The sequence below is a fragment of the Methanobacterium congolense genome (assembly GCF_900095295.1).
In the GTDB taxonomy this organism is placed as follows: Archaea; Methanobacteriota; Methanobacteria; order Methanobacteriales; family Methanobacteriaceae; genus Methanobacterium_C; species Methanobacterium_C congolense.
Genome location: NZ_LT607756.1, coordinates 257,639 through 268,558 on the forward strand (window position 1 = coordinate 257,639; position 10,920 = coordinate 268,558).

General features: G+C 37.8%; 8 protein-coding genes and 5 tRNA genes. 12 read left to right on the forward strand and 1 reads right to left on the reverse strand.

The window, feature by feature from the left end; all coding sequences use genetic code 11:
* Positions 1-222: 222 nt before the first annotated feature.
* Positions 223-1,137, reverse strand: coding sequence for a 4-demethylwyosine synthase TYW1 (gene twy1, locus MCBB_RS01190; protein ID WP_071907943.1), 915 nt, complete (start codon positions 1,135-1,137; stop codon positions 223-225).
* 937 nt (positions 1,138-2,074) lie between these two features.
* Here twy1 and MCBB_RS01195 point away from each other — a divergent pair.
* From MCBB_RS01195 to MCBB_RS01250, 12 genes are all read left to right on the forward strand, one after another.
* The gene (locus tag MCBB_RS01195; RefSeq protein ID WP_071905901.1) at positions 2,075-2,566 is read left to right on the forward strand and encodes a hypothetical protein; all 492 of its coding nucleotides are present in this window, start codon (positions 2,075-2,077) and stop codon (positions 2,564-2,566) included.
* 861 nt (positions 2,567-3,427) lie between these two features.
* Positions 3,428-4,048, forward strand: a complete 621-nt coding sequence (locus tag MCBB_RS01200; protein WP_071905902.1) for a transglutaminase domain-containing protein — start codon at positions 3,428-3,430, stop codon at positions 4,046-4,048.
* Between the two features lie 807 nt (positions 4,049-4,855).
* Entirely contained in the window at positions 4,856-5,380 is a 525-nt protein-coding gene (locus MCBB_RS01205; RefSeq protein ID WP_071905903.1) for a hypothetical protein, read from the forward strand.
* A gap of 533 nt (positions 5,381-5,913) precedes the next feature.
* Complete coding sequence (gene tpiA / locus MCBB_RS01210) at positions 5,914-6,594, forward strand: triose-phosphate isomerase (protein WP_071905904.1); 681 nt, start codon at positions 5,914-5,916, stop codon at positions 6,592-6,594.
* 242 nt (positions 6,595-6,836) lie between these two features.
* Positions 6,837-8,054, forward strand: coding sequence for a phosphoglycerate kinase (locus tag MCBB_RS01215; RefSeq protein WP_071905905.1), 1,218 nt, complete (start codon positions 6,837-6,839; stop codon positions 8,052-8,054).
* Positions 8,055-8,396: 342 nt separating this feature from the next.
* Positions 8,397-8,470 (forward strand) — tRNA-Thr (locus MCBB_RS01220).
* 35 nt (positions 8,471-8,505) lie between these two features.
* Positions 8,506-8,580 (forward strand) — tRNA-Pro (locus MCBB_RS01225).
* Between the two features lie 8 nt (positions 8,581-8,588).
* A tRNA-Tyr gene (locus MCBB_RS01230) sits at positions 8,589-8,662 on the forward strand.
* Positions 8,663-8,876: 214 nt separating this feature from the next.
* Positions 8,877-8,948 (forward strand) — tRNA-Asp (locus MCBB_RS01235).
* Positions 8,949-8,958: 10 nt separating this feature from the next.
* Positions 8,959-9,032, forward strand: a tRNA-Lys gene (locus MCBB_RS01240).
* A 28-nt stretch (positions 9,033-9,060) separates the two neighbouring features.
* On the forward strand, positions 9,061-9,294 hold the full coding sequence (locus MCBB_RS01245) for a DNA-directed RNA polymerase subunit H (RefSeq protein ID WP_171899062.1): 234 nt from the start codon (positions 9,061-9,063) through the stop codon (positions 9,292-9,294).
* Between the two features lie 46 nt (positions 9,295-9,340).
* Positions 9,341-10,831, forward strand: coding sequence for a DNA-directed RNA polymerase subunit B'' (locus MCBB_RS01250; protein WP_071905907.1), 1,491 nt, complete (start codon positions 9,341-9,343; stop codon positions 10,829-10,831).
* The last annotated feature ends 89 nt before the right edge of the window (positions 10,832-10,920 follow it).

Genomic DNA, 10,920 nt, shown 5'->3' on the forward strand with positions numbered 1-10,920 from the left:
CACTCCTTTCATATTTTCGTATACCTATGATTAACATCTTAATTAAATTTTGTGGAGTGTATAAATTTCTAAAATCCTTTTTAATACTTTAAAAACTTGGATTAGATTATTTTAAAAAAAATTTTTAATAAAAAATAAAAAAAATTTTGAAAAAGTGGGTTAAGAACAGTGAAAGTGGGTTAAGAATGGTTAAAATGGATCCCTAAATTGAGATCATGGTGCCTATGATAAAAGTACAACACGACTTTCATAGGCTTCATCAACAACTTCACGGCCACAAAGCTTCGCAACAGACTCTGCAAACTCCTTAACTTCACTGAAAGGCGGCATATTGTCTAGTTCAAGGCGTTTTCTGGAATTTCCAACGTACATGTAAGCTTTTATCTCAACAAAATCAGGATCACTCCTCTTGATTAGCTCTGCATAACCTTCAGGTTTGATCATGTTGTAACCCTTGACACAGGTTGTTCTGAGAACAGTTCTGCAATTGAAGCTTGATAGAAGGTCAAGGGATTGGTTCAGAAGCTTCCAACCATTATCTATCTGTGGCTTGCACAGGTCCTTGTAATAATTTTCATTTGGTGCATCCAGGGATACATAAAGTTGGGTTGGTTCTGTTTCAAGTGCTTCCAGCTTTGAAGGTGTCATTCCATTGGTCACAAGGAAGGTTGTAAAATCCCTCCTTTTAAACTCTTCAAGAAGTCCACCTATCTCAGGGTACAACATGGGTTCTCCTGCAAGGGATATTGCAGCATTTCGGGGGTCCTGGGCTTCTTTAATTTTTTTCATGTTGACATTGGGGTTTCCAAAGAAACCACATAGAAGATTTCGTTGGTTTTCTATGCAGTCTTCTATGATCTCTTTTGGTTCATCGTACTCCTCAACCCATTCGGTCTTGGTTATGGAAACATCCCTCCAGCAGAACATACATTTATGGTGGCAGAAAGGAATGCTTGGAGACATCTGGAGACATCGGTGGCTTTCAATACCGTAAAACCTTTCTTTGTAACATACGCCTTCATCAACCAGACTTTTACGGGTCCAGTGACAGACCTTTGCAGCTGCATGGCGGTGTTTGCCTGCAAACCTGTAACCCTTCTTTTCAAGGTCCCTTTTATCTTCATCTTTAAGCAGCATGGTTATCATTCAATTTATACTCAATTTATAATCTTAAAATCTACTTTCAAAATAGCTCTTTTAACATAGATTACGTTTCATTAAAATTGGATTGTATTATATTTATAATGAGTTGTTGTTGAGTTCTTGTGTTTGCTGAGTTGTTGTATAATATATAATGTCTTCATGGGTAGTGGATCAAAAGATCCCACCGTCAAGTTTTCAATAGAAATCCATATAAAATTTAATATCAAGTCTATATGAAGTAATATAAAAACCACTAAAAACCCCTTAGAAAATTCAGTAACAATCACCATTTTTCATGGAATCTATATATCTTCGTGCCATAGTTCACATTTATAATGATGATTCATCACTCCAAAATTTATACTTTGAATACTGGTTGGTGATGGAAAGTTTTAATTGAATTCCTCTAAATTTTACTACAATTTTTGCAGTTTCAAGGCTTTTTATTAAGATTGCTAAATTTTATATTAAATCCTTTTAGAATAATCTAATTTGGGCTTATCTCTATTTTAAAGGGTTATATGATTATTTAATCCCTGAAAACAAGGTATTTATTCAAAAAAAGGAATTTCATAAATCATGGTTCAATCGGAATGCATTTACCTCTCTACAAAAGGATCGAATAGGGGTATTTTTGGGGAATGGGCTTTAAAATGAGCTGATTTATTAGAAACAACAATGCATAGTCCTTATCCAAAATCATCTATTTCAATAACCTCATAAAGCGTTTTAAATCTAAAAAAGAGCACGCTGGATGCCTTTTTTTGGAAATTAAATCAAAACCTTTATATATGCTTCGCGATGATCCAATTGTATCCAAAGATTCTCGTAATCAAAGTATTACGGGTATGGAGGCGGTATAATTAGGCGACTACATGTTGGCGCACTTCTCTTTGCGGTAGCTATTGCTATCTGCATTATCCCAGGATCAATGGGAGCAGGAGATCAGAGCCAAGGTACGCTAAGCGTACAAAACAAAGTAAGTTTAAATTCAAATGGAAATAGTGGAAGTGTTGCAGAAGCCAGTGCAGCTTCTTACTACTACAAGAAAGTTACCTACTACAAGAAGGTGGCTTACTACAAGCACCATAAAAAACACTACAAGTACAAGAAAGTTACCTACTACAAAAAGGTCTACAGAACAGTGAAAGCAGCATCAGTTTACAGGTACTCCTACTCATCTTCAGGTAAGGGTGTAGGTGACTGCTGGACTAACAGTGCAGTTCTAATGAGTCAATTAACCAAGGCCCATGTTAAAGCCAGGATCATACAGTACAGAACAAGTCTGTCCTCAAGGCACAGGTCTATTCAGCTGTACAAGAACGGTAAATGGGTTGACTACAACTACAAAGCCAATGGTTACAAAAAGGTATACTATGCAACATCTTCGAAACCTGGAATGTTTGTGGTAAGTACAAATTAAGTGCTTTACAAGTGAAAACTCGAACTCAAAGGGTATCATATGAAGCATACCTCAATGTATCGTTACAATAGGGTAACAGAGAAAAACATTGAAATTCAGGGACATATACGAATATAAACCTACTTGGGAGGGCAGAGGGATCTGTTCCCCCACTTTTTCTATTTTAATTGTTTGAATGGTTCATGTTTCATTCCTTTTCAGAATTTTTAATGAAATATTTTTAATAAAATTTTAATAAGGTTTAATAAGCTTTTTTTCTACCTGCATGGTTGATGATCATTGAAGAGTTCATAACCAATTTCTCTTTCACGATCCTTAGCAATAACTTCCAAACCATGAACATCTTCAACAAAGAAGTATTTTGTTCGTTATATCCAGAATTCAGTTCAAATTTTAAAAAACTTCTCAAAGAAGTTATTTTTTATCTGTTTATTTATAAATCCATTTTTCAATCAAAAAAGCTCTTAAAAAAACTTTTTAAAGTCAACGGGGTTTAAATATTATTTTTCAGTTGATTACGGTGGGGTAACTGCAAACAAAAACATATTGAATGGGCTTATTTTTTTGAAACAGTCCTAAAACTATGGTTGTTTCTTAAAAGTGTCAATAAAATGACCTTCTTCCAAATCCTTCATTTAAATATCCATTTAAAGCGTTTTAAATCTAAAAAGGGGCTCTATAATGGCCTTTTTTTGGAAATTAAATCAAAACCTTTATATGTGTATGGGGTTGACCTAATGTTATCCAAAAAGATTCCTATAATCAGAGCATTATAGGTTCGGAGGCGGTATAATTAGGCGACTTAATGTTGGCGCACTTCTCTTTGCGGTAGCTATTGCTATCTGCATTATCCCGGGATCAATGGGAGCAGGAGATCAGAGCCAGGGTACGCTAAGCGTACAAGAAAAAGTTAGTTTAAATTCAAATGGAAACAGTGGAAGTGTTGCAGAAGCCAGTGCAGCTTCGTATTACTACAAGAAAGTTGTGACCTACAAGAAGGTGGCTTACTACAAGAAAGTAGCTTACTATAAGAACCATAAAAAGTACTACAAGTACAAGAAGTACTACAAGTACAAGAAGGTTGTGACCTACAAAAAGGTCTACTACAAAACAGCTAAAGCAGCATCTGTAACTAAAACATCTACTACAACCTATAGTATCAGTTCCTCTTCAACCACAGCCCAGATCCTTAAAAGTGGTGCAAGGTACGGCTACAGCAGCTCAGCACATACAGCAGCTGCAATGCAAAGTATTGGAAGTGGAGACTGTTGGGCGATGAGTGCTTATCTTTACAGCAAGCTCAAAGCAGCTGGTATAAAAGCAAGGATAGTACAGTACAGTACAGCTTACTCATCACGACACAGATCAGTTCAGATCTACCAGAGTGGTAGTTGGGTGGATGTTCCATACTCAAGCTACGGATACAACAGCATGTTCAGGGCAACTTCAAGCAAACCTGGATTGACAGTTGTAGCATCCTAAACTTGTATGAATAAGTTCAACAGCTCTCAAGCGGCTGTTGTTCAACACTTTTTTTATTAATAATTTCACAGATGTTTCAGATGACTATTTTCTAAAGATTTTCAAGGAGCAATTACTTTTCTAAAAAGCAATTACATAAGGTAATTACATAAAAAAGACTTCTAACGATTTAAGCGTTCTCATGATTAAGCTGTTTTTGATCCTTAACAACATTTTTCATGGGTGTTCATTCCAAGTTTCATATTTTGGTGGGGTAACTTATTTTTGAATGAAATCTTAAAAGTTCTAAATTAAACGAATGAAAAATAAGCCCTATAAAGTTGTTTCAGGATATGTTTTCACGTGAAAACTGAAGAATGATTTAAATCCTTAAAAAGGGTTTAAATAAATTTTTAACTCTTTATTTTGTTTTAATCTCCTTCAAAACACACTACTCTTTCATAAAGATACTGAAACAACACATACAATAATTTCCATTATACACCTCCGCACATTCCCTAATTGGATAACGCTCATTATGATGAAAAAGGTTTTAGATGGGTTGATTTGTCAAAAATATCAAGGGAGATGCCTCCTCTGAAATTCATCATTTCAATAACTCCATAAAACGTTTTAAATCTAAAAAGAGACGTTATGGCTGTCTTTTTTGGAGAATTAAATAAAAAAATTTATATACTGTGTAAAGGTTACAGAATTCTAGTCCTAACTATTTGGTTTTTAGGGCGCGGAGGCGATACAATTAAGCGACTACATATTGGGGCACTTATTTGCGCATTAGCTTTTGCTATATGCATCATCCCAGGATCAATGGGAACAGTAGATCAGAGCCAAGGTGCGTTAAGCGTACAGGATAAATCTATTTTAAGTGCAAACCAGAATAGTGGAAACGTTTTAGTTAATGCAGCCTACAAAAAGACAAAGAAAGTCAAAACTTACAAGAAAAGTTACAAGAAGGTCAAGACTTACAAAAAATGGAAGTCTTACAAGTCTTACAAAAAGGTCAAGGCTTACAAAAAGTCTTACAAAAAGACCAAAACCTACAAAAAAACCTACAAAAAGGTTAAAGCAGCATCAACCTACAGGTACTCATATGGTAAAGGTGTAGGTGACTGCTGGGCCAACAGTGACTATCTAATGGGAAAGTTAACCAAAGCTGGAGTTAAAGCCAGGATCATACAGTACAGAACAAGTATGTCCCCAAGGCACAGATCTGTTCAGCTGTACCAGAACGGTAACTGGGTTGACTATAACTACAAGGCTAACGGATACAGAATGAGGTACTGGGCAACATCCTCAAAACCAGGAATGTTCGAATTAAGAAAAAACTTCTAGTACCTCTCTTTAGAAACTAAAACGTGTTTTCAGTAATTGATTGCTGAAATATGATGTAAATCTGGATCAACAGTTGAAATCCTCAATTCAGGGGAATCTTCACTGTTGAACCATTTTTAGCATTTTTAGATATTTTTTTATAAAACTCTTTTTTTAACCTATTTTTTAGCTGTTTTTAAATTTTAAATCATTCAAAAAGAAGAATATTCAATCAAAAGCAATTCCAGAACTAAAGTAATTCCAGAACTACTTTTTTTAGTTATTTGTTGCTTTATTTTAACCATTGATCAAGTGATGAAACTTTTAATTTTTTGAAATTAACAACTTTTGAAATTAACAAGATATCGGATCCATTAAACCAGTTCATATTTGATATAAGTTTCAATTCTTCAGCAGGACCTCCTTAAATTCTTAGTTTGATGAGGTCTTTGGATTATCTCTTTAGTCCACCCTTTAAAAGGACCACCAAAATACTTTTATGTTTGGGTTATAAAAAGAGATACAGAATATATACACTATTTTGGGGAAGAATCATGAAGCAAATCACCAGAACTCCAATTGTAATTCTGAATTTTAAGACCTACCTTGAATCCACAGGGAAAAGAGCCCTGGAACTTGCAAAAATTTCAGGAGAAGTTGCAGAAGAAACAGGTATCAACGTTGTTGTATCGCCACAGCATGCTGATGTGTGGCAGATAGCAAAGGAAGTTGAAATACCAGTATTTGCACAGCACGTGGATCCTGTTGATGCTGGCGGACACACCGGAAGCATACTCATGGAATCTATGATGGAAGCAGGAGCATCAGGAACCCTTATAAATCACTCAGAACAGAGAATGAAACTTGCAGATATTGATGCTGTGGTTAAGAAGGTCAAAGCCAATGATATGGTTAGTGTTGTCTGCACCAACAACGTTGAAACCAGTGCAGCTGCAGCAACCCTCAAACCAAACTTCGTTGCAATTGAACCACCTGAACTCATAGGATCAGGGATACCAGTTTCAAAGGCAGAACCTGAAGTTGTGGAAGGAACAGTGGATGTTATACACCAGATAAACCCTGATGTTAAGGTACTCTGCGGTGCAGGGATATCGGCTGGAGAAGATATGCGAGCAGCCCTTGATCTTGGAGCAGAGGGCGTTCTCCTTGCATCTGGAATAATACTTGCAGACGATCCTAAAGCCGCACTTCTGGACCTTGTGAGTAAGATATGATCTTGGATCTGAAATTTAGGGATTTTCCCTATTTTTTCAGGGTTAATGAAGGGTTAATATATCTGAAGCTCACATCAACGGGATGGGATGAACGATTCCAGAGTACGAGATGAGCAGCGATTTTATCAAGGATTTTAAAAAACAATATTATATTTGATTATTCAATCTAAACTAACTACAAACCTGATTATAAATTCAGATCTTTAATGAATTAATTTTAACACGAAAAAACGGTGAAAGGAATGTCTCTTGACTTCTACACAATTGATGACTTTGAAATTGAAGATAAAACAGTCCTGGTAAGGGTTGATATAAATTCTCCAGTTGACCCGAACACAGGGCTTTTACTGGATGATACACGGATAAAACTCCATGCTGGAACCATAAAGGAACTTTCTGATAAGGGTGCAAAGACAGTGGTGCTGGCCCATCAGAGCAGACCTGGTAAGAAGGATTTTACAACACTGGAACAGCATGCAGAGGCACTTTCAAATATTTTGAATCACGAGGTTCGTTACGTTGATGACATTTTTGGAAGCAACGCAAGGAATGCAATATCTCTGATGCAGAAGGGTGATGTTATTCTACTGGAGAACGTCAGGTTTTATTCTGAAGAAATCCTGAAGAGGGAACCTGAACTCCAGGCAGAAACCCACATGGTGCAGAAGCTGGCACCACTTGTAGATTACTTTATCAACGATGCATTCGCAGCAGCACACAGGTCTCAGGCTTCATTAGTTGGTTTTGCATTCAAGGTACCTTCAGGTGCAGGAAGGGTTATGGAGAAAGAACTCAAAGCCCTATACAATGCAGTGAATAATGTTAAGAAGCCCTGTGTTTATGTGCTGGGTGGCGTGAAGGTTGATGACTCCATAATGGTGATGGAGAACACACTTGAAAATGGAAGTGCAGACTACGTTCTCACAACTGGCCTGGTTGCAAACATATTCCTGCTTGGTGCAGGCATAGATATCGGCAGTTACAACAGTGAATTCGTAAAGAAAAAGGGATACTGGGATTACGTTAAGAAGGCCGAAGAGCTACTGAAGAAGTTCGATGGTAAAATAAAGATACCTGTTGATCTGGCACTGTTCATCGATGAAAAGAGGGTTGAATGTGATGTTTCACAACTTCCAAACGAACCAATCTATGATATTGGAACTGAAACCATAAAACAGTACGCTGAGATCATAAGATCAGCTGAAACCCTATTTGCAAACGGACCTGCAGGTGTTTTTGAGATGGAGGACTTCAACATTGGGACTGAGGATCTCCTCAACGCAATAGCGTCCTCTCCAGGTTTCTCAATAATTGGTGGAGGTCACCTCGCAGCTGCAGCAAACCAGATGGGACTTTCAGGTATAAGTCACATCAGCAGTGGTGGTGGGGCATCAATAAACCTTCTTGCAGGTGAAAAACTTCCTGTTGTTGAGGTTTTAAGGGAAGTTGCTTCAAGGTGATGCACACCCTAATTCTTAACCCAAATCATAATTAAACTCACAATTTTATGAAAATAATGGATAGATTTAAATAATATAATGAATCAAGTAAGATAATCTTACGGTTAAAACCGAGAGGTTTGGTAATTCATTAATTTAATTTAATATTGAATTAGGTTCAGTTTTATTAATTATTAATGAACTTTGAAGTAAGAATTTTGATGTACTTGAGGATTTTGAGTCCAATTTTAGATTTTGCATTGGGTGCGAGGTATTCCCTCCTTTGTCATGCATAAAAAATTGGAAAAAAATGCATATAACCCAAAAGTATTTAAGGTCATATGCCAAATAACTAAAATAATTGCCTCGGTAGCTCAGTCTGGTGGAGCGCGAGACTTGTAATCTCGTGGTCGGGGGTTCAATTCCCTCCCGGGGCTCTAAGCCGATTAATATTGGCTTAAAATATTCAAATGGGACCATAGGGTAGCTTGGTCGATCCTTTGGGCTTTGGGAGCCTGAGACTCCGGTTCAAATCCGGGTGGTCCCATCATTCATCCCGCCTTAGCTCAATTTGGCAGAGCATCGGACTGTAGATCCGAGGGTTGCTGGTTCAAGTCCGGCAGGCGGGATTTTGATAACTGGCTGTTAAACACGAGAAATTCGTATGAAGAATCTTCTCTGTGATAATATGGCTTTTCATCATATTGAAAACTAACCTTTCTCAAATACAAAGGTTATACAAAGGTTTATATAGTACTAAAATCTACCGTATGATAGAGGAAAACTATATATATGTGCATAGGCATACCCCATTATACTCTCATTCTTATGACATGAAGAGCTGCCCTGGTGGTGTAGGGGCTATCATGCAGGCCTGTCGAGCCTGCGACTCGGGTTCAAATCCCGGCCAGGGCGTTTGTATAAGGGGCCCGTAGCTCAGTCTGGGAGAGCGCCTGGCTTTTAACCAGGTGGCCGCGGGTTCAATTCCCGTCGGGCCCGTTCTTGATTTTTAACTGGAGGATAAATTGTGAAAAAAGATATTTTGAAACACAAATTGGTTCCAGATCATACTATTTTGTCGAAAACAGAAATTAAAAAAGTGCTTAAAGAGTTAGATATCCATAAAGAGCAGCTTCCTAAAATAAAAGCTGACGACCCTGTTGTTAAAGCTATTGAGGCTAAACCAGGGGATATTTTGAAAATCACTCGTAAAAGCCACACTGCTGGAAAATTTGTTACCTATCGTTTAGTGTTAGATTAGTACCAAACTAATTGAAATATATTTAATTGTTTTTTGGAGGAGTTTAATGGTAAAAAATGCATGGGAACTGGTTGATGCATTTTTTGATGAATACAACTTGGTAGACCACCACATCAAATCCTACAACGACTTTGTAGACCATCGTATACAGGACATAATCGACATAACAGATGACATAGTCCTCGAACAGGGTGAATACAGTATTAAAACAGGGAAAGTAGAGATCAGAAAGCCATTCATCAAGGAAGCAGACGGATCGAAAAGTAAAATATACCCTACAGAAGCAAGGCTGCGTAATTTAACCTACTCAGCTCACATGTACCTTGAAATGGCCCTTAACAAGGGTGAGGAGGACAACGAACTGGAAAAAGTTTACATAGGCGAGCTGCCTGTGATGCTCAAATCCAGTATATGCCACCTCGATGGATTGACAGAAGAGGAACTGGATGAAAAAAATGAAGATCCTCAGGATCCTGGTGGATACTTCATTGTCAATGGATCAGAGAGGGCAATAGTTACAATGGAAGAGATAGCACCAAACAAGATCATCCTTGAACGTATAGGTGAACTTGAAGACAGGCGTGCTAGGGCAATTGTAACATCAATAAAAAGTGGATTCAGGGCCAGAATAACACTTGAATACAGAAAACCACGTAAAAAAGGCGTTTTTTTAAGAATATCATTCCCATACGTACCTGGGGAGATACCACTGGTTGTGTTGCTTCGAGCACTTGGACTTGAAACAGACCAGGAACTTGTTACAAGCGTTTCAGATGAAAGTGACGTGCAGTTCATGCTTATAGATGATATACAAACATCTGAAATAAGCACCCAGTACGATGCAATCAAGTACATTGGTAACAGGGTTGCAAAGGGTATGACTGAGGAGTACAGAATAAAAAGGGCAGAAGACGTCATAGACAGATACTTACTACCTCACATGGGAGTTGAACCTGATAAAAGAGCTGATAAAGCCACTTATCTGGCTGAAATGACTGAAATGCTCCTTCAGGTCATATTCGAAAAACGTGAACCACACGACAAGGACCACTACGCCAATAAGAGACTCAGGGTATCTGGAGACCTTATGGAGGACCTTTTCAGGGTTGCATTCACAAGTTTAACAAGGGACATGACATACCAGCTTGAGAGAAGCCTTGCAAGGGGAAAAGAACCATCAGTCAAACAGGCTGTGCGTTCAGACGTGCTCACAGAGAACATAAAACATGCAATAGCCACAGGAAACTGGGTTGGAGGACGTGCAGGTGTCAGCCAGCTGCTCGACAGAACCAGTTACATGGGAACACTCTCACACCTGAAAAGGGTTGTATCCCCACTTTCAAGGAGCCAGCCTCACTTCGAAGCAAGGGATTTGCACCCAACACAGTTCGGAAAGATATGTCCAAACGAAACTCCAGAGGGACCAAACTGTGGACTCGTGAAGAACCTTGCAATACTTGCTAAGATATCTGAAGGCTCAGATCCAGAGGAGCTTGAAGAAGTAATCAAAAAAACAGGAGCTTTAAACCCTCTTTAAATCTTTTTAAACATTTTTAACATCTATTTTTTTCAAAGACCTATACAGAAAAAACACAAAAAAACACAGAAACATCCTTGATTGTGCAG

Bases quoted from the DNA above. Each gene is read 5' to 3' on its own strand.
- MCBB_RS01215 (WP_071905905.1), top strand. From the start codon at position 6,837: ATGTCTCTTGACTTCTACACAATTGATGACTTTGAAATTGAAGATAAA.
- MCBB_RS01250 (WP_071905907.1), top strand. From the start codon at position 9,341: ATGGTAAAAAATGCATGGGAACTGGTTGATGCATTTTTTGATGAATAC.
- twy1 (WP_071907943.1), bottom strand. From the start codon at position 1,137: ATGCTGCTTAAAGATGAAGATAAAAGGGACCTTGAAAAGAAGGGTTAC.
- MCBB_RS01205 (WP_071905903.1), top strand. From the start codon at position 4,856: ATGGGAACAGTAGATCAGAGCCAAGGTGCGTTAAGCGTACAGGATAAA.
- MCBB_RS01195 (WP_071905901.1), top strand. From the start codon at position 2,075: ATGGGAGCAGGAGATCAGAGCCAAGGTACGCTAAGCGTACAAAACAAA.
- tpiA (WP_071905904.1), top strand. From the start codon at position 5,914: ATGAAGCAAATCACCAGAACTCCAATTGTAATTCTGAATTTTAAGACC.
- MCBB_RS01200 (WP_071905902.1), top strand. From the start codon at position 3,428: ATGGGAGCAGGAGATCAGAGCCAGGGTACGCTAAGCGTACAAGAAAAA.